General features: G+C 64.6%; 17 protein-coding genes and 1 tRNA gene. 7 read left to right on the forward strand and 11 right to left on the reverse strand.

The annotated features are described in order from the left end of the window. Nucleotides 1-57: 57 nt before the first annotated feature. The 7 genes from fdhF to mobB form a co-directional block, all read right to left on the reverse strand. Nucleotides 58-2,826, reverse strand: coding sequence for a formate dehydrogenase subunit alpha (gene fdhF / locus AC0L30_RS37220; RefSeq protein WP_007600675.1), 2,769 nt, complete (start codon nt 2,824-2,826; stop codon nt 58-60). Then, nucleotides 2,823-4,529 (reverse strand): NADH-ubiquinone oxidoreductase-F iron-sulfur binding region domain-containing protein, encoded by a 1,707-nt coding sequence (locus AC0L30_RS37225; RefSeq protein ID WP_473406366.1) that lies wholly within the window; start codon nt 4,527-4,529, stop codon nt 2,823-2,825. Before AC0L30_RS37225 ends, fdhF begins: the two co-directional genes overlap by 4 nt. 148 nt (nt 4,530-4,677) lie before the next feature. After that, a complete protein-coding gene (locus AC0L30_RS37230) occupies nt 4,678-4,956 on the reverse strand; it encodes a hypothetical protein (protein WP_473406367.1) in 279 nt (92 codons plus the stop codon). A gap of 87 nt (nt 4,957-5,043) precedes the next feature. Next, the gene (locus AC0L30_RS37235) at nt 5,044-6,699 is read right to left on the reverse strand and encodes an OFA family MFS transporter (RefSeq protein WP_473406368.1); all 1,656 of its coding nucleotides are present in this window, start codon (nt 6,697-6,699) and stop codon (nt 5,044-5,046) included. Between the two features lie 318 nt (nt 6,700-7,017). Next, nucleotides 7,018-7,281 carry a sulfurtransferase TusA family protein gene (locus tag AC0L30_RS37240; RefSeq protein ID WP_473406375.1) on the reverse strand — a complete coding sequence of 88 codons (264 nt, stop codon included), beginning with the start codon at nt 7,279-7,281 and terminating at the stop codon, nt 7,018-7,020. 66 nt (nt 7,282-7,347) lie between these two features. Next, nucleotides 7,348-8,604, reverse strand: coding sequence for a molybdopterin molybdotransferase MoeA (locus tag AC0L30_RS37245; protein WP_007600668.1), 1,257 nt, complete (start codon nt 8,602-8,604; stop codon nt 7,348-7,350). 9 nt (nt 8,605-8,613) lie between these two features. Next, nucleotides 8,614-9,141: a molybdopterin-guanine dinucleotide biosynthesis protein B gene (gene mobB, locus AC0L30_RS37250; RefSeq protein ID WP_007600666.1), complete on the reverse strand. Its 528-nt coding sequence runs from the start codon at nt 9,139-9,141 to the stop codon at nt 8,614-8,616. A 208-nt stretch (nt 9,142-9,349) separates the two neighbouring features. Here mobB and fdhD point away from each other — a divergent pair, with 208 nt between their 5' ends. From fdhD to AC0L30_RS37265, 3 genes are read left to right on the forward strand one after another with little or no spacing between them, the layout of a single operon-like run. Next, nucleotides 9,350-10,240: a formate dehydrogenase accessory sulfurtransferase FdhD gene (gene fdhD / locus AC0L30_RS37255; RefSeq protein ID WP_007600665.1), complete on the forward strand. Its 891-nt coding sequence runs from the start codon at nt 9,350-9,352 to the stop codon at nt 10,238-10,240. Next, nucleotides 10,221-10,862 carry a molybdenum cofactor guanylyltransferase MobA gene (mobA, locus tag AC0L30_RS37260; protein ID WP_473406369.1) on the forward strand — a complete coding sequence of 214 codons (642 nt, stop codon included), beginning with the start codon at nt 10,221-10,223 and terminating at the stop codon, nt 10,860-10,862. Before fdhD ends, mobA begins: the two co-directional genes overlap by 20 nt. Before the next feature lie 56 nt (nt 10,863-10,918). Continuing rightward, entirely contained in the window at nt 10,919-11,152 is a 234-nt protein-coding gene (locus tag AC0L30_RS37265) for a hypothetical protein (RefSeq protein ID WP_245285994.1), read from the forward strand. 26 nt (nt 11,153-11,178) lie between these two features. Here the strand turns inward: AC0L30_RS37265 and AC0L30_RS37270 are convergent, their stop codons facing one another. From AC0L30_RS37270 to AC0L30_RS37280, 3 genes are read right to left on the reverse strand one after another with little or no spacing between them, the layout of a single operon-like run. Continuing rightward, entirely contained in the window at nt 11,179-13,128 is a 1,950-nt protein-coding gene (locus tag AC0L30_RS37270) for a molybdopterin biosynthesis protein (RefSeq protein WP_473406370.1), read from the reverse strand. A gap of 12 nt (nt 13,129-13,140) precedes the next feature. Further along, a complete protein-coding gene (locus AC0L30_RS37275) occupies nt 13,141-14,247 on the reverse strand; it encodes a molybdopterin-binding protein (protein ID WP_354168795.1) in 1,107 nt (368 codons plus the stop codon). A gap of 54 nt (nt 14,248-14,301) precedes the next feature. After that, nucleotides 14,302-15,135 carry an ABC transporter substrate-binding protein gene (locus tag AC0L30_RS37280; protein ID WP_473406371.1) on the reverse strand — a complete coding sequence of 278 codons (834 nt, stop codon included), beginning with the start codon at nt 15,133-15,135 and terminating at the stop codon, nt 14,302-14,304. 406 nt (nt 15,136-15,541) lie between these two features. Here AC0L30_RS37280 and AC0L30_RS37285 point away from each other — a divergent pair, with 406 nt between their 5' ends. Continuing rightward, complete coding sequence (locus AC0L30_RS37285) at nt 15,542-16,435, forward strand: substrate-binding domain-containing protein (RefSeq protein WP_473406372.1); 894 nt, start codon at nt 15,542-15,544, stop codon at nt 16,433-16,435. Between the two features lie 99 nt (nt 16,436-16,534). Then, nucleotides 16,535-17,764 (forward strand): ABC transporter substrate-binding protein, encoded by a 1,230-nt coding sequence (locus tag AC0L30_RS37290; RefSeq protein ID WP_354168800.1) that lies wholly within the window; start codon nt 16,535-16,537, stop codon nt 17,762-17,764. Nucleotides 17,765-17,872: 108 nt separating this feature from the next. Here AC0L30_RS37290 and AC0L30_RS37295 read toward each other — a convergent pair whose 3' ends face one another. Beyond that, complete coding sequence (locus tag AC0L30_RS37295; protein WP_473406373.1) at nt 17,873-18,850, reverse strand: TAXI family TRAP transporter solute-binding subunit; 978 nt, start codon at nt 18,848-18,850, stop codon at nt 17,873-17,875. A 107-nt stretch (nt 18,851-18,957) separates the two neighbouring features. On the opposite strand from AC0L30_RS37295, the gene AC0L30_RS37300 reads away from it, so the two are divergent. Together AC0L30_RS37300 and AC0L30_RS37305 are read left to right on the forward strand one after the other, a co-directional pair. Then, complete coding sequence (locus tag AC0L30_RS37300; protein ID WP_354168804.1) at nt 18,958-19,932, forward strand: Bug family tripartite tricarboxylate transporter substrate binding protein; 975 nt, start codon at nt 18,958-18,960, stop codon at nt 19,930-19,932. 381 nt (nt 19,933-20,313) lie between these two features. After that, nucleotides 20,314-20,389: transfer RNA gene (locus AC0L30_RS37305), tRNA-Ile, on the forward strand. Nucleotides 20,390-20,476: the final 87 nt, after the last annotated feature.

Below are 20,476 nucleotides of genomic sequence, written 5' to 3' on the forward strand. Positions count from 1 at the left end.
TCGCCAGGACGACACTGAGGGTTGGCAACGCCGTGCCGCCACAACACCACCGAGCGCCTACTCGGCCGCGTCCCGCAACTCGGCGCGCTCGGCTCTCGCCGCGCAGAACTTGAACTCCGGGATCTTGCCGAATGGATCGAGCGCCGGGTTGGTCAGGAGATTGGCCGCCGCCTCCGCGTAGCAGAACGGCATGAACACCATGTTCTCGGGAACGTCGCGGTCGGAGCGGACCTTGACCTCGACCGCGCCGCGGCGGGTCTCGAGCCGGATGAAATCGCCCGGCGCGAGCTTCTTCCTGTGCATGTCCTTCGGCGACATGAACGCGACCGCCTCCGGCTCGATCTGGTCGAGCACCTGCGCGCGGCGGGTCATCGAGCCAGTGTGCCAATGCTCGAGCACGCGGCCGGTCGAGAGCACCATCGGATACTCGGCGTCGGGAATCTCGTCCGGCGGGATGACGTGGGCCGGAACGATCTTGCCGCGGCCGCTCGCGGTCGGAAATCCCGTGGTGAAGATGATCTCGTTGCCGGGCACGTCGGGACCGTCGACGGGATAGGTGACCGCGCCCTCGCGGACCAGACGTTCCCAGGTGATGTTCTTCAGCGACGGCATCAACTCCGCCATCTCGGTGAAGACCTCGCCGGGACCAGCATAATTCCACGGCAGCCCCATGCGCTTGCCGATCTCCTGGATGATCCAGAGATCCTGCCGCGCATCGCCCGGCGGCTTGATCACCTGGCGCGCGAGCTGCACGCGACGATCGGTGTTGGTGAAGGAGCCTTCCTTTTCGGCAAACGCCGAGGCCGGCAGGATGACGTCGGCGTGGAATGCGGTCTCCGTGACGAAGAGGTCCTGCACCACGAGATGATCGAGCATGGCAAGCGCCTGGCGCGCGTGCTGGAGATCGGGATCGGACATCGCGGGGTTCTCGCCCTCGATATACATGCCCTTGATCTCGCCGGCATGGATCGCGTTCATGATCTCGACCACGGTCAGGCCGCGCACGGGATCGAGATCCTGGCCCCACAGCTTCTCGAAGGCACCGCGCATGTCGTCGCGGCCGACCGGCTGATAGTCCGGCAGGAACATCGGGATCAGACCGGCATCGGAAGCGCCCTGCACGTTGTTCTGGCCGCGCAGCGGATGCAGGCCGGTGCCGGGCCGGCCGACCTGGCCGGTGATCAGCGCCAGCGCAATCAGGCAGCGCGCATTGTCGGTGCCGTGGACATGCTGGCTGATGCCCATGCCCCAGAAGATGATCGACGATTTTGCCCGCGCATAGGTTCGCGCGACCTCACGCAGGGTCTGCGCCGGGACACCGCAGATCGGCTCCATCTTCTCCGGCGTGAACTCCTTGATCTTCTCCTTGAGGTCCTCGAACCCCTCGGTGTAGCCGGCGATGTACTGATCGTCGGTCAGCCCTTCGGTGATGATCGTGTGGATCATCGCGTTCAGCATGGCGACGTCCGAGCCCGGCTTGAACTGCAGATGCTTGGTCGCATGACGCGACAGCGTCTGACGGCGCGGATCCATCACAAACAGTTTCGCGCCGTTCTGCTTGACCGCGTTCTTGATGAAAGTCGCAGCGACCGGATGGTTCACGGTGGGGTTGGCGCCGATTACGATGATGACCTCGGCGTCCATCGCCGCCGAGAACGGCGCCGACACGGCGCCCGAGCTCAGGCCTTCGAACAGCGCCGCGACCGACGAGGCGTGGCACAGGCGGGTGCAATGGTCGACGTTGTTGGAGCCGAAGCCGGTGCGCACCAGCTTCTGGAAAAGATAGGCCTCCTCGTTCGAGCCCTTGGCCGAGCCGAAGCCGGCCAGCGCCTTCACGCCCTTCTCGTCGCGGATCTTGACGAGGCCCCTGGCCGCGATGTCGAGCGCTTCTTCCCAGCTCGCTTCGCGGAAATGCGTGAACGGATTGGCGGGATCAACCTGGTCGTTGGAATCCTTCTTCGCATTCGGCAGCCGCACCAGCGGCTTGGTCAGTCGATGCGGATGGTGGATGTAGTCGAAGCCGAAGCGGCCCTTGACGCAAAGACGGTTGCGGTTGGCCGGGCCATCGCGGCCCTCGGCATAGATCACCTTCTCGTCCTTGACCTCATAGGTCACTTGGCAGCCGACGCCGCAGAACGGGCAAAGCGAATCCACCTTCTTGTCGGCATAGACGACACGGGTCTGCTTCTCGTCCAGCATTACGGCCGGCATCAGGGCCCCGGTCGGACAGGCCTGAACGCATTCGCCGCAGGCGACGCAGGTGGACTCGCCCATGGGATCGTCGAAATCGAACACGATTTTCGAGCCGTGGCTGCGATAGGCCATGCCGATGACGTCGTTGACCTGGACCTCGCGGCAAGCGCGCACGCAGAGGCCGCACTGGATGCAGGCATCGAGATTGACGCGCATCGCCGGATGGCTGGCGTCGGTCGCCCAACGCTCGGCGGCGGGGAAGCGGCTCTCGGTGACCCCAGTGGTTTCGGCCCAATGCCAGAATTTGGACTCCGGATCGTGTGAGGTCTCGCGCGCCGGCTGATCGGCAACCAGCAGCTCCATGACCATTTTTTGCGCGGAAACCGCGCGCGCGCTCTCCGTCTTCACCTTCATGCCGACCGATGGCGTGCGCTTGCAGGACGCCGCGAGCACGCGCTCGCCCTCGATCTCGACCATGCAGGCGCGGCAATTGCCGTCGGGACGATAGTCCGGCGCGGGCGAATAGCACAGATGCGGAATCTCGCGACCCTGGCGTTTTGCGACCTGCCAGATCGTCTCGCCTGCATTGGCCTCGACCTGCTTGCCGTCGAGCTCGAACGTAATCTTCGTCATTCGGCCGCTTCCTTGAACTCGTCAGGGAAATATTTAATCACGGTGGCAAGCGGATTCGATGCCGCCTGTCCGAGCCCGCAGATCGAGGCATCGCGCATCGCCTGGCTCAATTCGTCCAGGAGAGCGCGGTTCCAGACCGGTTGCTGCATCAGCAGTGCGGCCTTCTGGGTTCCGACGCGACACGGCGTGCACTGGCCGCAGCTCTCGTCCTCGAAGAACTTCATCAGATTCAACGCGGCCGCGCGCACGCTGTCCTTTTGCGACAGGATCACGATCGCGGCAGAGCCGATGAAGCAGCCGTATTTTTCAAGCGTGCCGAAATCGAGCGGGATGTCGTCCATCGCCGCCGGCAGGATGCCGCCGGACGCACCACCCGGGAGGTACGCATAGAATTGATGGCCGTCGGCCATGCCACCGCAATATTCGTCGATCAGCTCGCGCACGGTGATGCCAGCAGGCGCGAGTTTCATGCCGGGGTTCTTGATGCGGCCCGAGACCGAGAAGCTGCGTAGGCCGTGCCGCTCATGGCGGCCGTGGCCCTTCCACCAGTCGGCGCCCTTCTCGACGATATCGCGCACCCACCACAAGGTCTCGATATTGTTGATCAAGGTCGGCAGGCCGAACAGGCCGACCTGGAATGGATAAGGCGGCTTGTGCCTGGGCAGGCCGCGCTTGCCCTCGATGCTTTCCAGCAGCGAGGATTCCTCGCCGCAGATATAGGCGCCGGCGCCGCGGCGCATATGCAGCGTCGGACCGCCCGGCGGCAGCTTTGCAATCTCGCGTTCGAGGATTTCGCGCGATGCCGGATATTCATCGCGCAGGTAGATGTAGATATCCGAGGCCTGCACCACATGGGCGCCGATCAGCATGCCCTCGAGGAAGCGGTGCGGATCGCTTTCGAGATAGACGCGATCCTTGAACGTGCCGGGCTCGCCCTCGTCGCCGTTGATCGCCATCAGCCGCGGGCCGGGTTCACCCAGCACCGCGCGCCATTTGCGTCCCGTCGGAAAGCCGGCGCCGCCGAGACCGCGCAGCGAGGCGTCGTCGAGCGCCTTCAGCAGGTCGTCCGTCAGCAGTTCGCCCGAGCGCAGGCGATTGAGCAGCTTGTAGCCGCCGCCGGCGACATAGGCGTCATAGCCGATATAGTCGGGCAGATGCGCGTGGGTGTCGCCTGCCTTCGCCGCCGCCATCACATTGGCGACCGTGGCATGATCGACAAAGTTGTGTCCGACTTCCGCGGCAGGCGCCGTATCGCAGCGACCGACGCAGGGCGCACGCACCACGCGGATGCCGGGACCGGACGCATCTTGCAAATCGGCGAGCAGCTTCTCTCCGCCCAGCATCGCGCAGGTCAGCGAATCGCAGACGCGGATGGTCAGCGGCGCGATATCGGGCTCGCCTTCCTTCACCACGTCGAAATGCGCGTAGAAGGTTGCGGTCTCGAACACCTCGGCGAACGCGAGCTTCATCTCGTCGGCAAGCGCGGCGAGATGCGCAGCCGAGATCTGGCGGTACTTGTCCTGGATCAGATGCAGATATTCGATCAAGAGGTCGCGACGCCGCGGCCGGTCACCGAGCAGTTGCTCGATCTCGTGCGCGGCGGTGGGATCGACCTGCCGTCCCTTGGGCGTGGATTTGGCGCGCCGGCGCCCCTGGCCCGGATGCTCGAATTCTCTGACCTTGTGAACGTCGTCGTGGCCCATCGCTGCGTCGTAGCCTTCTTCAGAACAGGGTCCAACCCTAGTCCTTGGCATACCAGATGCCAAGAAAATTCGTATGTTCTACAAAGCATTTGAGGGAGCTGGAGCCCGACAACCTCCACGCCCCGCACCGAATGGGATGTGCGCCGTCTCAGCCCTTGTTCATGCACTCTTCGATGTAGAACCAGCGGTCATCGCCGGCGAGGCCCTTGGATTTCACGTCGGCGCGACAGGCCTTGAGCTTGGGCTTGTTGGCCGCCCACTTGGCCTTCATGTCCTTCAGTTTTTGCATGGTCAGCTTGATCTTGCCCGGCGGCTTTGCGGCCGTTGTCGCGGCCGGTGCAGGCGTTGCGGGTGCGGTTTGAGCCGACGCGGTGTTGAGGCCCACGGCCAGCAGCATGGCAGCGAGGCAGATACGGGTGCGCAGCATAGAGTCCCCCTAGGTCCCATTCCTGATCTTGATACTGAAGCGCCGCGGAAGCTGACTTGCGAGCTCCCGCGGCGACATGGCTTGCGATCAGAAGATCTTGACCGCACTCTCGACTGTCTTCCACACGCCCCAACCGAGCGGGACTCCGACGAAGGCCCAGAACAGGGCAGCCTTCAAGTCGAGGCCTCCCCGACCGATGCCGAACGAGCCGTGCTGGATGCCGGCTTCGGTCTTGGCGCTGACTGCCTGGAGCCTTGCGACCTCCTCGTTGCTCATGTTCCACTTGGGATCGACCGGTTTGATCAGATAGTTGCAGATCAGGCCGGCGATGAGCATGGCGCACAGAATGTACATGGTCGTGTTGTAGAGCTGATCGCGTGGCACGCCGGCCGCGAGCTGGAACTCGCGGATGTAGTTCACAACGAGCGGACCGACGAGCCCTGCGGCCGACCATGCCGTCAGCAGCCGGCCATGGATGGCGCCGACGAACTGGGTTCCGAACATGTCGGCAAGATAAGCCGGCACCGTCGCGAAGCCGCCGCCATACATCGACAGAATGATGCCGAAGCCGAGCACGAACAGCAGTTTCGAGCCCATTGCCGCGAAGGTCGGCGCGAGCGCGTAGAGCGCGATGCCGAGCACGAAGAACGTATAGTAGGTGTTCTTGCGGCCCATATAATCGGACAGAGAGGCCCAGAAGAACCGGCCGCCGATGTTGAACAGCGACAGCAGGCCGGCGAAGCCCGCCGCGATGCCGGCAATGACGGTCTTCTGCTCCGTCGAAAGCTGATTGAAGGTGAGATCGGGCAGACCGATCAGCTTGCCGGCGAAGATCTCCTGGAGCATCGGCGAGGCCATACCGATCACACCAATGCCCGCTGTCACGTTCAGGCATAGCACCCACCAGATCAGCCAGAACTGCGGCGTCTTGTGCGCATTGTCGAGATGCACGTGATGCTCGGTGATCATCGATTTCTTTTCACTTGGCGGCGTCCAACCCTCAGGCTGCCAGCCACTCGGCGAGACGCGGTAGGCGAAGGCACCGATCATCATGAACAAGCAATAGATGAGACCCATCGTCGCAAAGGTTTCCCAGACGCCGACTGAGGTCGGCGTCTTGAAATAGTTGATGAGGAGGTTCGCAAATGGAGCGCCGATCATCGCACCACCGCCAAAGCCCATGATGGCCATGCCCGTCGCCATGCCGCGGCGATCGGGGAACCATTTCACCAGCGTCGAAACCGGCGAGATGTAGCCGAGCCCGAGACCGACGCCGCCGATGACGCCCGCCCCGAGCCACATGATCCAGAGTTGATGGACGTAGACGCCGAAAGCGCCGATCAGCAGACCGCCACCCCAGCAGCAGGCAGCGAGGACACCAGCCTTGCGTGGCCCGGCACGTTCGAGCCAGCCGCCCCACAGCGCGGCAGAGACGCCCAGCAGCACGAAAAACAGTTGATACATCCACCCGAGGCTCGCGACCTTCCAGTCGCATGTCGTGGTGAAGAGCTCCTGCCACAGCGAGATGTCAGGGCACGCCTTCGGCGCGGTCACTCCGATCGCGCGCGACAGCGGCAGCCAGAACACCGAGAAGCCGTAGGCCATGCCGATGCAGAGATGGATGCACAGCGCAGCCGGCGGGACCAGCCAGCGATTGAACCCGGCGGTCGCGATGGTCCGCTCGCGATCCAGAAAACCTGCGCCGGCACCCGAAAGTGTTCCCGCGCTCTCGATGGTAGACATGCATTCCTCCCCTAAAGCCGCGCTTCTGAACGGCCTGCCACGACGGTCCTGTTCCTCAGCCTGCAGCGCAGCCTTTGTCCCTGCTGCTCCGCACAATGATCGACGCGCGCCAGGATCGTCACGCGCATCCGAGACGTTAAACCCCTAACCTTGGGGGCTATGCCCGACGCCACGGTCGGGCTTCTTTCGATGGCCCATTTGCTCCGCATATCGCAGGCAAGACTCGACCTCCGCGTCTCGGCGGAGGAAGTCAATTGGGGCAGAAGTGATGATCGATGTCGATAGACAAAAGGTAGGTATCAACCGAGTGACCGCCGGCTAAGTGGGCGGCGCACCATTGATTTTTTCTATCGACCGATCGGCCTTCTCAATCAAGAACACGATGCGCGCGTCGTTGCGCTCGGTGATCTCCACCATGTCGCCGGTCTCCCGGATCAGGTTTGGAATGTCAATCACCGACAGGGGATCCGTGCAGTGCACTTCGAGCTGATCGCCCGGCTGCAAGGGCTTCAGCGCTTTGCGCGTCTTCAGGGCGGGCAGCGGGCATTTCAGTCCGGTGAGATCGAGCGTCGTTCTGGTCATCGGCGCAACATGGCGGGAGGGGCCGATGGCGTCAACGCCAGGACAGCGCCAACGCAACGCCAAGACTCAGAGCAGATCGGCATAGGACAAGAAACCCACGCTCTGCCCCGGCTCGACACGCGTGACCTCCTCATCGAGCTCGATGAGGCCGTCGGTGTCGACCAGTGAGGACAACAGCCCAGCGCCCTCGCGTGGAAACTTGATGGCCTCGAGTGCACCGTCCGGCGTGCGCCGCAAGGAAGCGCGAACATATTCGCGACGCCCCGCCTTCTTCTTGTAGGTGAATGCCGCGCGCACCGGGATCGGCAACGGCGGCTCCGGCAGGCTGCCCGCAAGCGCGAGCACCGTCGGCCGCACCACATGCACGAAGGTGACGAAACTCGCGACGGGATTGCCCGGCAATCCGATCAGCGGCGTGCCCTCGATGATGCCCATCGCCACGGGCCGTCCCGGCTTAATCGCCATCCGCCACAACACCAGCGAGCCGATGCTTTCGACGGCCGCCTTGACGTGATCCTCCTCTCCGGTCGAGACGCCGCCGGTGGTGAGGATCAGATCGTGACTACCTGCGACTTGCTTCAAGCCATTCGCGAGCAACGTCCGCTCGTCGCGCAAGATGCCGAGATCGCTGACTTCGCAGCCGAGCCGGCGCAGCATCGCCATCAGCATGAAGCGATTGGAGTCGAACAGCTGCGAGGCCGCGCGCGGCTCGCCGGGCGAGGCCAGTTCATCACCAGTCGAGAACACTGCGACGCGGATGCGCCTGACGACGTCGAGCCGGACCAGGCCGAACGCCGCCGCGAGCGCGACATGTTGCGGCAGCAAGCGCTGGCCTGCGCGCAGCGCGATGTGGCCCTGGGGAATGTCCTCTCCCGCAGGGCGGACATTCGCGCCCGGCTTCAGCCCCGGCGGCAGCACAATTCGACCGGCCTCGTCGATGCGGACATCTTCCTGCATGAAGACGGTTTCGGCATCCGGCGGCATCGGCGCGCCGGTGAAGATGCGCGCGGTGTGGCCGGCCTTGATCAGCGCCAGTGCCAGACCGCCGGCCTGGATGCGGCCGTCGAGCGGGAATGCCCGCTCAACGCTATCAGGAAGATCTGCGTTGCGCACGGCGTAGCCGTCAACAGCGGAATTGGTGAAGGGCGGCAACGGCAGCGGCGCCGCGATATCGCGGGCCAGCACGCGCCCATCTGCATCGATGAGCGCCACGGTTTCGAGATCGACAATCGCGTTGACGCGCGTCGTGATCAGGCCAACGGCCTCGTCGACCGACATCATCGGTCCGCCGAAGGCAAAACAATCGTCCGACAATTGCGCCATGGTGCCTCGTCAGCGCATCGCAGCGCTTTTCGCGACCGCTTCCTCGACTGGCATCGCGGCGCGCAGCAGCAATTCCGCGGCGGCGGCGATATCGTCGAGATGGACGGTCGGCAGTCGGGTTTCAATGGCAACGTCGGCCGCGATCCCGAAAATTCCGGGATCATCGGGAAACAGCAGCGGCTTGTCGTTGGCGGCGCGATGCACCTCGATCTTGCGATGCGGCTCGCGCTTGAAACCCTCGACCACGACGAGATCGACGGCCGACAATTTGCTCAACAGTTCCGGCAGACGCGGCTCCGCCGCCCCGCGCAATTCGTGCATCAGCGCCCAGCGATTTGACGAAGCAACCAGCACCTCGGCCGCGCCGGCTTCGCGATGGCGCCAGGAATCCTTGCCGGGCACGTCGACGTCGAACTGGTGATGCGCATGCTTGATGACCGAGACGCGCAAGCCAAGCGCATTGAAATGCGGGATTAGCCGCGTCAACAGCGTGGTCTTGCCCGCACCGCTCCAGCCTGCAAGGCCGATGACTTTCATTCCAGCTCCGTCTCCGCGAGCGACCCGGTCCTTGATGGAACCACTCTCTTCTCCGTCATTGCGAGCGCAGCGAATCAATCCAGGAATGCATCCACGGCGGCAGCCTGGATTGCTTCGCTTCGCTCGCAATGACGAATAGGCGGCATTTCGTTCTCTCGCTAGCATGCTTATATCGGCTTGACCCGAATGTCATGCTAACGTCGCGGCCATGATGAAGATCGACAAAGCCCCCGTGCCCCTGATCGTCCCTGACACCGAGGACCCGCGCCTCACCGAGAGCGTGACCGGGACCGACCAGTCCGGCGCCAGGATCGAGATCAAGGTGCCGGTGGAGCGCCCGCTGACGCTCTACCTGAATTCGCAGGAGATCGTCACCATGATGACGATCGGCGACTATCCGGAATATCTGGCGCTGGGCTATTTGCTCAACCAGAATATGCTGAAGTACAATGACGCGGTCACCGAGGTCGAATACGACGACGACCTCCAAGTGGTGGTGGTGCGCACCGAGCACCACACCAATTTCGAAGCCAAGTTGAAGAAGCGCACACAGACCTCGGGCTGCGCGCAGGGCACCGCCTTCGGCGATCTGCTGGAGGCGGTCGAGAGCGTGGCGCTGCCGAAGGCCGAGCTGCGCACCTCCTGGCTCTACCAGATGACTCAGACCATCAACACCATGCCCTCGCTCTATCTGGAGGCCGGTGCGATCCACGGCTGCGTGCTGTGCAGGGAGGGCGAGCCGCTCTGCTACACCGAGGATGTCGGCCGTCACAACGCCGTCGACAAGATCGCGGGCTGGATGTACCGCCACGGCGTCGATGCATCCGACAAGATCCTCTACACCACGGGACGGCTCACCTCGGAGATGGTGATCAAGACGGTCCGCATGGGCATTCCGATCCTGGTGTCGCGCTCCGGCTTCACCGCCTGGGGTGTCGATCTCGCCCGGCAGGTGGGCTTGACGCTGGTCGGCCGCGCCCGCGGCAAACGGTTCATCGCGTTGTCGGGGGCAGAGCGCATCGTCTACGACCAGAACCTCGCTTACGTCGAGGAAGAATCGGCCAAGCACAAGCGCAAGGGTGAAGGTGGTGACGACTAGCTTTCCGACCACGCAAGGCGTGCTGCTCGCCGGCGGCCTCGCGCGGCGTATGGGCGGCGGCGACAAGCCGATGCGCACCATTGGCGGCCGCACCATTCTGGAACGCGTGATCGCGCGCCTATCGCCCCAATGCAGCGGGCTGATCCTCAATGCCAACGGCGATCCCGCCCGCTTCGCCGCGTTCGGTTTGCAGGTCATCGCCGACGACGTGCCCGGCTTTCCCGGCCCGCTCGCCGGCATCCTTGCCGCGCTCGACTGGACCGCGGCGAACCGGCCCGAGGTGACGTGGGTGCTCAGTGCCGCCTGCGATTGCCCGTTCCTGCCGCGCGATCTGGTCGCGCGCTTGCATGAAAAACGCATCGCGGCGAATGCCGAGCTCGCCGTTGCGGCATCAGGCGATCAATCGCATCCGGTGATCGGCCTGTGGCGCGTTGGCTTGCGCGACGAACTGCGTCATGCGCTGGTGGTCGAAGACCTCCGCAAGATCGACCGCTGGACCGCGCGCTACCCGCTCGCGACCGTGACGTGGCCGACGGAGCCGCTCGATCCGTTCTTCAATGCCAACACCGTTGAAGATATCGCGGAAGCGGAACGGCTGACCGCACTGGATGACGCCGCTTAAGGCCGCGTGAGCTTGGGTTCGCGGGCCGTGAACCGAGACGAGAACGCGAGCGACCAATGATCGGGACATTGCCCGGATCAGCCATGACGGACCCCCTCTTGAACGTTATCTTCGAAGTGATCGATTTCGCACTCGATTGCTCGGTCGCAGTCGACGACACGAAGTGGCGGAGCAAGCCTGAAATCGTTGAGGGCCCGCTGCCGCCCGCCGCGCAGCGCGCACTTGCCGAAGCCGAGGAGCGGCAGCGCGTGCGCGAACAGACCGGCGGGGAGACAATCCAAACCTCGTAGCGGAGCGCTGACCGAACGATGCCAGACTACGCCGGTCGGAAGCCGGCGCGCTCCAGCGCGGCGCGCGCTTCGTCCGAGCCGAGCGCATCGAGAAAGGCCCGCACTGCCGGACGCTGCTTCCGCGCCCTCACCAACGCGAAGTCATAATGTTCCTCCGCGAGCGGAATGAAACCGAGGCCAACCGCATGGGCGACCGGCGCAATGGTCATGCCCCAATCGGCGCGGCGCTGTGCGACCGCCGCGGCCACCGCATTGTGCGAGCGTGGCTGGTTCCAATAGCCCTCCGGGCGCGCACCAGCGAGCAACCGGTCGATCAGGATGCGCGTGCCGGCGCCTTGGTTGCGGTTGACCATGATGCAGGAGGGATCAGCGAGCGCCGCGGCCACGGCATCCTTCGCGCTGTGGCCTTCAAAACGCTTGTCGCCCTTGCGGAACACGATGCCCTGCATCCGCCGCCAGCCCGGCACGAGCTCGAGTCCTTCGGCGAGGTAAGGCGTATTGTAAGTCTCGCTCTTTTCGTCGAGCAGATGGATCGGCGCCAGATCGCATTCACCGCGCCGCGCCGCCGCAAGTCCGCCGAGGCTGCCGACGGCGATCGAGCGCACGGTCAGGCCGGCATGCGCGAGTTGCGCCGTGACGAGATCGAGGCCGGTGCAATGGCTGCCGACGATAACGAGATCGGGCACCCGCACATGCGGCGTAAACAGCGTCACCTCGGCCTCGGTCCCGGCCGGCATCTTGTCGGCGAGTGCGTCGATGCGCAGAAAGCCGTCGGCCTGCGCGAATGACGTGATCGCACCGGACCCCTTGCCGGAGGGATAGGCGATCAAGCCGTCCTTGCCTTCGACCAGCGAGACCATGACGAATTCGGTGCGGCCGAGCTCGGAAGCAATGCGCACCGGCACGGTCGCGTTCACCTTGGCATCGGAACGCGGCGGCAGTCCGGCCATTTTGCGCAGCACCGGTACGATCATGTCGTGAAAGGTGAACATCGCCGAAGTCGGAAAACCCGGCAGGATCACCACCGGCTTGCCGTCACACACCGCAAGGCACAGCGGCTTGCCGGGCTTGAGCGCAATGCCATGCGCGATGATGCCGGGCTGGCCGAGCCGGCCGATGATGCGATGGGACAGGTCGCCCGCGCCTTTCGACGTGCCGCCGGAGAGCACCAGTATGTCGGCGTCCGCCAGCGCACCCCTCATGGCGGCTTCGAGCTGAGCTTCGTCGTCCGGAATGGCGCCAAGGAAAACCGCCTCTCCGCCGTTCTCGTCGATCGCAGCAGTGACGATCGGGCCGTTGGTATCGTAGATCGCAGCGGGCGCGAGCACCTCGCCCGGCTGAACCAGTTCGTCACCGGTGGAGATCACGGCAACACGAGGTTTGCGCACGACGCTCACCTCGGCAATACCACAAGCCGCCAGCATGCCGACCTCGCGTGAGCCGATGATGGTGCCGGCGCGCAGCAGCGCCTCGCCACGCGCGATATCGGATCCTGCGTAGGATATGAATTGCCCGGGCGAGGCCGCGCGACGGACGTCGATCGCACCGGACCCCGCCGGCTGGGTATGCTCGACCATGATCACGGCATCGGCACCGCGCGGCAGCGGACCGCCGGTGGCAATCGGCGTTGCCGTTCCCGCCGCCACTTGCACCGCCGGTACGGTGCCGCAGTGAATGGTCTCGCCATTCAGCCCGAGGCGAACCGGCGCGCCTTCGCCGGCTGTCGCAAGATCCGCAGAGCGCACCGCAAAGCCATCGACATTGGAACGGTCGAACGGCGGCACGTCGATCGGCGCAGTGATGTCTTCAGCGAGCGACGCGCCAAGCGCAGCACCGAGCTTGCGCGTTTCGCTCGAAAGAGCGCGCGGGAACAGCGCGGCCTCGAAGCGTGCCAGCGCCTCCTCGCGGGAAAGGATTTTGAGGAACTGTTCCTGTTCGAGCGCGCTGCGGACTTGCGATTGCGGGATCATGGTCATGCTAAACCCATATCATTCCCGCATCAGATAGGCATCGACCGGCGCGCCCGCTGCAAATCCCTCGTGACTGGCGGGAACAAGCAGCCATGCATCCGCGCGGGCAATTGCCTGGAGCGGCCATTCTCCTACCGCAAGTGGCACCCACGCATGATGTTCCTCGGCCAGCAGGACCATTTCGGCGATGCCGACGCTGGATGCAATTTTTCGCGCGAGCGACAAGGCTATCGGTCGGCGCGGCAGCCGCGCTGACAGACGGTCGAGGAGCGGCAGCACGAGCGCAAGCCAGACCGCAAGCGCATGTTCCGGCGATCCGGGCAAGGCGACGACAGGAATGGTTCCGAGCCGCCCGATCGCGGCGGTGCGTCCGGGCTGGAGCGCAAGACCATGGGCGATCACGTCACCACGCTGGGCCAGCGCCGTGACCGCTGCATCGTTGCGACCGACACCGCTGCCGCCGATCGTCAGCAGGAGATCGCAGGTGGGCGCTCCGATCGCCTCCGCGATCGATCCCGCGTCGCGCGCGCCGGCCTCGTGCGTTTGCACATCCAGCCCTGCGGTGCGTGCGATGTCCGCAATCAGATGCATGGTCAGCGTTGCACTTGGTACATTGACAATGCGCAGTCGCGGACGCCGCACGCTCAGTCGGTCCAGTCCGGCGGCGCGCGCAAGCAGCAGAGCGCCAGGACCGACCGGATACCCCTCTGCCGCGGCAGGCGTGCGTCCGTCGATGTCACTTCCGGCGCGCCTGACGCCCTGCCCCGGTGCGCTCTCCGCCAATACCTGGACGAGCGGACCAGACATCTCGACTGCGTCGGCATCGAGCACACAGTCGCATCCCGCCGGCATCGCGTCGCCGGCATCGACCCAGGCGGGCGCTGTTGCGAGAGGCAGCGGTGAATAGGAGGACGCGCCGACCAGATCATTGGCCCAAAACGCCCAGCCGTCGGCGGCAGCGACGTCACGGGACGGTCGGGCCGCGAGCAGCGGATTGCCCGCCGCGATGCAGCCGGCCGCTTCAGTCAGCTGCAACTCCACCGGCGCGAGCGGATCGAGCCCCTTCAGCAACGCGGCGAGCGCGGCGTCGAGCGGCGTCAGCAAGGGCGGCAGGCGCTGGGTCATGCGCCATGATGGACCATGCATCGCCCGGTTTGGCAACCGCTGGCGATACGAACGTCAGCCGCCCGACTTGTCCGCATTGGGGAAGAACAGTTGTTGTCCGTCGACCTTGTATCCGGCGATCGCCGCCTGCCCGTCAGGCGAGATCAGCCAGTCGACGAAGTCTTGCCCCAGCTCCTTCTTCACGTTCGGAAACTTCGCGGGGTTCACCAGCATCACGCCGTACTGATTGAGCAGACGCTTGTCGCCTTCGACGACGACGTCGAGATCGCCGCGCTCCCGAAAAGCGATCCAGCTGCCGCGGTCGGACAGCACATAGGCGTTCGCTGTGCGCGCTGCATCGAGGGCGGAGACCATGCCCTGCTTGGCCTCGCGATACCAGCCGCCTTTGGTGCTCGCGATGTCGATGCCGGCGACGATCCAGAGCGCGAGCTCGGCGGCATGGGTGCCCGAACGGTCGCCGCGCGTCACGAACGGCGCGCCCTTGGCCTCGATCGCCTTCAGCGCGGTCGCGATGTCCTTGCCCTTCACGCCGGCGGGATCGCTCTTCGGCCCGATCAGCACATAGTCGTTGTACATCACGTCAAAGCGCTTCACCGCAAAACCGTCGGCAACGAATTTCTCCTCCTGCGGCCGTGCATGCATCAGCACGACGTCGACTTCGCCCCTTCGTGCCCCCTCGAGCACCTCGTCGGCGCGCCGCGCGATCACGGTCACGTCGATGCCGGTCTTCTCACGGAAGATCGGCAGCAGGTAATCGAGCAGGCCGGACTCCTGCGTCGCTGTGGTCGTGGCAAGCACGATCGCGCGGTCCTCCGCGGATGACGCCGCAACGCCTGCGGCAAGGCCGCAGAGAAGCACGAGTGCAACGGAGAGGCGGCGGACGGCCATGATCGGGTTCCCACTGGCTATGACGCGATCATGATGATGATCGATTGCGCCGCACTCGTGACGCGTTTGCTCGTTGCCGCGCCGGATGCAGACAACAACAGATAGAGCGCAGGTCAAGCCACTACCGGCCACAGACTTTACCCTCCGCGTCCGCGCGCCGACGACTCGGGAAATCTCGGCAACACGCGGAGCGGCATATGCCCATTGCAGTTGCGGGCGCGACAGCCCGCAAGATGGGCACCACACGAGCGATTCAGGATCGTTCACCAAAGCAGAGATCGCGCGTGAGGATGTGTTGCAAAGCAGCGAGATGATCAGGCATGGTCGTGGCGGACAAAACTTGAAATGCAGAATTCCACCTGCGTCGATCGTCAAAAAGAAGCAAGAATTTGCATAGGAATGCAGGATGGAATTCCTGACGACCAGCGAAGCCGCCGATTATCTTCGGCTCGGCGAACGCAAGCTATACGAACTCGTCACCACCGGTGCGATCCCCTGCACCAAGGTGACCGGAAAGTGGCTCTTCCCGCGGCACGAACTCGACCTCTGGGTGCTGTCCGGACTGGCGCGCCCGGCCGGCATGCTGATCGCGGAGCCGCCGCCGGTCGTCGGCGGCAGCCAGGACGAGCTTCTGGATTGGGGCCTGCGCGAATCCGGCTCGGGCCTGGGCTCGATGAGCGAGGGCAGCGCGCGCGGGCTCGAGCGGTTGCAGCGCGACGAGGTGATGGCCGTGGCCATGCACTTCCACAGCCTCGATGCCGACGGCAATCTTGCCGCCGACGCCAATGCGACGGTGCTGCGAGACGCTCCGGACCTGCATGATGCATTGCTGGTCGCGTTCGTGCGCCGCGAGCAAGGCCTCGTGTTGCCGCCGGGCAATCCCAAGCGGCTGCGCGGCCTTTCCGACGTGCTCGCGCTCGGGGCCAGGATGGCGATGCGGCAACAGGGCACGGGCGCGCAGATGCTGCTCGATGTGCTGCTCAAGCGCGCCGCCGCCTCGACGCGCGATTTGCGCCGGATCGAGACGCCGGCCCTGACCGGGCCGGATCTCGCCGAGATCGTCCGCGCGGGACAAGCCGATTGCGGAATCGCGACGCGTGCGTCCGCGCGCTCGGCCGGCCTCGATTTCGTGCCGCTGGTCTGGGAAAACTTCGACCTCGCGATGCGGCATCGCAGCTATTTCCGGCCCGCGATGCAGGGCCTGATCCGGTTCCTCAGCGAAAAGCGGTTGCTCCAGCGCGCAGCGGAGCTGACCGGCTACGATCCCTCGCCGGCCGGACAAATCCGCTTCGCCGCCTGACGTTGACGCCCGCCCCCAAATAGTTGCAAAAGAAACCAATTCAGCCGGGCCATACCCGGGGGCACACCGGCCAACGCGCCGGATCAGGGGAGGACGAATATGATGCCAACGAGATTTGGACTGCCGGTCGCTGCCGGCTTTGCAGCAACGTTCATGACGGCGACGCTGCTGCCGGGCGCCGCAATGGCGCAGGTGTCCGACGACGTTGTCAAGATCGGCGTGCTCACCGACATGAACGGTCCGGCCTCGGCGCCGACCGGCCAGGGCTCGGTGACGGCGGCGCAGATGGCGATCGACGATTTCGGCGGCACCGTGCTCGGCAAGCCGATCAGCATCGTCGTCGGCGACCACCAGCTCAAGGCCGACATCGGCGGCGCGATTGCACGGCGCTGGTACGACGTCGACCAGGTCGATCTGATCGTTGACGTGCCGGTCTCCGCGGTCGGGCTCGCGGTGCAGAACATGGCCAACGAGAAGAAGCGGCTGTTCATCACCCACTCCACCGGCACCGCGGATTTCCACGGCAAGTTCTGTTCGCCTTACGCGATCCAGTGGGTGTTCGACACCCGCGCGCTCGCGGTCGGCACCGCTGACGCGGTGGTCAAGCGCGGCGGCGACAGCTGGTTCTTCATCACCGACGATTATGCGTTCGGCCATTCGCTGGAGCGCGACGCCTCGGCGGTCGTGACCGCCAATGGCGGCAAGGTGCTGGGCTCGGTGAAGCCGCCGCTGGCAACGCCCGACCTCTCCTCGTTCGTGCTGCAGGCGCAGGCCTCCAAGGCCAAGATCATCGGCATCGCGGCGGGTCCGCCCAACAACATGAACGAGATCAAGACCGGCTCCGAGTTCGGCGTGTTCAAGGGCGGCCAACAGATGGCGGCACTGCTTGCGCTGATCACCGACATTCACGGCCTCGGCCTGCAGGCTGCCCAAGGGCTGTTGCTGACGACCTCGTTCTATTGGGACATGGACGACAAGACCCGCGAATGGTCGAAGCGCTACTTCGCCAAGATGAACAAGATGCCGTCGATGTGGCAGGCCGGCGTCTATTCGAGCGTGATGCACTATCTCAACGCCATCAAGGACACCGGCACCGACGATCCGCTCAAGGTCGCAGCCAAGATGCGGGAAAAGCCGATCGAGGATTTCTTCGCCCGCAACGGCCGCTTACGCGATGACAATCTGATGGTGCACGATCTCTGGCTGGTGCAGGTGAAGACGCCGGAGGAGAGCAAATATCCGTGGGACTATTACAAGATCCTCACGACGATCTCGGGCGACAAGGCGTTCGGTCCGCCGGACCCGGCGTGTGCGATGGTGAAGAAGTGAGGATCGCTTAAAGCGATCCTCATTCCGGGGCGGTGCAAAGCACCGAGCCCGGAATCTCGAGATTCCGGGTTCGGTCCTGCGGACCGCCCCGGAATGACCGCTGCGCGATCACTTCACCACCCCGATCTCGCGAAAATACTTGATCACGCCGGGATGGATCAGCTCGGGCTTCGGCGCGGCCGCGACGGTGTTTGCCGCCGTGGTCTCGCAGGCTTGGGCGAGCTGCTTGCAGAATGTCGGCTCGACGCCGTGAAGCGTCTTCGCGAGCCGATAAGCGACATCGTCGGGCAGATCTTCGCGCGTCAGCACAAAACTCCAGGACCCCAGCGAGGCGATCGGCTCGGCCTGGTTCGGATAGCTGCCTGCCGGCACGGTGAGCGGCTTGAGGAACGCGTGCTTGGCGCGGATGCGCGCGATCTCCTCGCTGTCAGGCGCGATGAAGCGCGCGCCTGACGCGCTCGAGGCCACCGCGGCAAAACCGGGCCAGCCGATGCCGGCACCCCAAAGTGCGGCGACACGGCCATCCTCGACCATCGCGGGGCCGTCGCCGGCGCGGTCGAGATAGACGGCCTTGAAATCCTCGTCTTGCTTCAACCCGAGACCATCGAGCACATAGCGCGCCAGGATCGGCAGGCCCGAGCCTTTGGCGCCGAATGCGACGGGCTGACCGACCAGATCGCGAATGGTCTTGTACGGACTGTCCGTGCGCACCACGAACATGCCGGGGTTGGAATAGATCGCCGTGAGAATTTTCAACCGTACCGGCGCGCGGCCGATGCCGGCAAAAGCCTCATAGGCCGGCTCGCCCGCGACCAGAGCGAGATCGAGCTCGCCTTTTTCCAGCAGCGGAATGTTCTCGTTGCTGCCCTTGGTGTTGCGCGGGGCGATGATGACTTGCGGATCGGCCGCGTTCATCACTTGCGCAAAGGCGTTGCCATAGAGCGGAAAGCCGCCGCCGGGCGTCGCGGTGCCCAAGCTGATCGTCAGGCTGGGTGTGTTGGTCGGAATGGCGTTGCCTCCGGTTTGAGCGGCCGCGGGGCTTGCAAGCAGCGCCGCGCCGAGAACAAGGGTGATCGCGAATTTCATGGTCGGTCCCGGCGGGGGCGCGTCAACATCGACTTGCGGCGATGTAGGCAGCGCCCCGATTTTGTGAAAGCATGCAGCCCAACGACAATAGAACAATGGGAGGCGTCATGTTGCGAATTTTGCGTAACAGTGTTTTCGGGCTGGTTTTCCTTTCAACGCTGTTGGGCGCCGCACCTCCCGCCTCCGCCGCTTATCCCGACCGTCCCGTGCACTGGATCATCGGCTTCTCCGCCGGCGGCCCGGTCGACATCGTGGCGCGGATCATGGCGAACTGGCTGTCGGACCGCTTCGGCCAGCAATTCATCGTCGAGAACCGCGCCGGCTCCGGCGGCAACATCGCGGCCGGTGCCGCGATCAACTCACCGCCGGACGGCTACACGCTGCTGTTCGTCGCGCCCAACAACGCGATCTCGACCTCACTCTACAAGAAGCTGCCGTTCGACTTTTTGCGCGACACCGTGCCGGTCGCCAGCATCATGCAGCTCACCAACATGCTGGTCGTCTCCAATGCGTTCCCGGCGAAGACGGTTCAGGAGTTCATCGACTACTGCAAGGCCAACCCGGGCAAGATCTCCTTTGCCTCGTCCGGCAACGGCACCTCGGTGCACATGTCGGCGGAGCTGTTCAAGGTGATGACCAAGTGCGACATGGTGCACGTGCCCTATCGGGGATCTGCGATCGCGTTCCCCGACATCATCTCCAACAAGGTGCAGCTGATCTTCGACAACCTCCCCTCCGCGATGGAGCAGGCCAAGGGCGGCAATGTCCGTGCGCTCGGCGTGACCTCGCCGCAGCGCTGGCCGAGCGTGCCTGACGTTCCCGCGATCGCCGAGACATTGCCCGGCTTCGAATCGGTCGGCTTCTACGGCATCTCCGCGCCGAAGGGCACGCCGGCCGACGTGATCGAGATCCTCAACAAGGCCGTCAACGAGGCGCTGAAGGACCCGAAGCTGGTCGCGCGCCTCACCGAGACCGGCGGCATCCCCAAGCCGATGACGCCGGCCGAGTTCGGCAAGCTCGTCACCGACGAGACCGAGAAGTGGCGCAAGGTGGTGGAGTTCGCCGGCGTGTCGGTGGACTAGGCCTGTGGAACTGCCGCGAGCCGACAGCGCCCAACGCGACATCGGAGGGGATCGGAAGACCCCCTCCCAACAAAATGTGCGAAAACAACCCCATGCACAGTAGAAAGATCTAGGGATCACAAGGGGTTACGGAATCGAAAAAACGAGCCCCCTGGCGCGATTGCCAGAGTGCGGGGGCGAAGGCTCGGCGAAGGTGGGCTTGCGCCGCCGGGCAAAACAGGACTATAAGGGCATCATCGGCAATTTCGGTTATTCAAAAATCACAAGCCTTGCCGCGCCGGCATTTCTGTCCGCCGGAGCCAGCATTGCACCCCCGGCTCCGTCCCTGTAAACGAACCGCGCACCGTTGCCGGCCGCCGCTTTCGCGGCCGTCTCGCGGCGGGGCCTGTAGCTCAATGGTTAGAGCCGGCCGCTCATAACGGTCTGGTTGCAGGTTCGAGTCCTGCCGGGCCCACCAGTTGGTGTTTTGTCCAGACCGGAGACATAGGTAACAGGTCGTACCTAAGACATGGGTGACAACCTCGTGCCGAACGGGTTGTCGAGG

The organism is Bradyrhizobium sp. MI1.11 (assembly GCF_055811255.1).

Excerpts from the sequence above, each read along its gene's own strand:
- fdhF (WP_007600675.1), bottom strand. The coding sequence starts at position 2,826 with ATGACGAAGATTACGTTCGAGCTCGACGGCAAGCAGGTCGAGGCCAAT.
- AC0L30_RS37225 (WP_473406366.1), bottom strand. The coding sequence starts at position 4,529 with ATGGGCCACGACGACGTTCACAAGGTCAGAGAATTCGAGCATCCGGGC.
- AC0L30_RS37230 (WP_473406367.1), bottom strand. The coding sequence starts at position 4,956 with ATGCTGCGCACCCGTATCTGCCTCGCTGCCATGCTGCTGGCCGTGGGC.
- AC0L30_RS37235 (WP_473406368.1), bottom strand. The coding sequence starts at position 6,699 with ATGTCTACCATCGAGAGCGCGGGAACACTTTCGGGTGCCGGCGCAGGT.
- AC0L30_RS37240 (WP_473406375.1), bottom strand. The coding sequence starts at position 7,281 with ATGACCAGAACGACGCTCGATCTCACCGGACTGAAATGCCCGCTGCCC.
- AC0L30_RS37245 (WP_007600668.1), bottom strand. The coding sequence starts at position 8,604 with ATGGCGCAATTGTCGGACGATTGTTTTGCCTTCGGCGGACCGATGATG.
- mobB (WP_007600666.1), bottom strand. The coding sequence starts at position 9,141 with ATGAAAGTCATCGGCCTTGCAGGCTGGAGCGGTGCGGGCAAGACCACG.
- fdhD (WP_007600665.1), top strand. The coding sequence starts at position 9,350 with ATGATGAAGATCGACAAAGCCCCCGTGCCCCTGATCGTCCCTGACACC.
- AC0L30_RS37265 (WP_245285994.1), top strand. The coding sequence starts at position 10,919 with ATGATCGGGACATTGCCCGGATCAGCCATGACGGACCCCCTCTTGAAC.
- AC0L30_RS37270 (WP_473406370.1), bottom strand. The coding sequence starts at position 13,128 with ATGACCATGATCCCGCAATCGCAAGTCCGCAGCGCGCTCGAACAGGAA.
- AC0L30_RS37275 (WP_354168795.1), bottom strand. The coding sequence starts at position 14,247 with ATGACCCAGCGCCTGCCGCCCTTGCTGACGCCGCTCGACGCCGCGCTC.
- AC0L30_RS37280 (WP_473406371.1), bottom strand. The coding sequence starts at position 15,135 with ATGGCCGTCCGCCGCCTCTCCGTTGCACTCGTGCTTCTCTGCGGCCTT.
- AC0L30_RS37285 (WP_473406372.1), top strand. The coding sequence starts at position 15,542 with ATGGAATTCCTGACGACCAGCGAAGCCGCCGATTATCTTCGGCTCGGC.
- AC0L30_RS37290 (WP_354168800.1), top strand. The coding sequence starts at position 16,535 with ATGATGCCAACGAGATTTGGACTGCCGGTCGCTGCCGGCTTTGCAGCA.
- AC0L30_RS37295 (WP_473406373.1), bottom strand. The coding sequence starts at position 18,850 with ATGAAATTCGCGATCACCCTTGTTCTCGGCGCGGCGCTGCTTGCAAGC.
- AC0L30_RS37300 (WP_354168804.1), top strand. The coding sequence starts at position 18,958 with ATGTTGCGAATTTTGCGTAACAGTGTTTTCGGGCTGGTTTTCCTTTCA.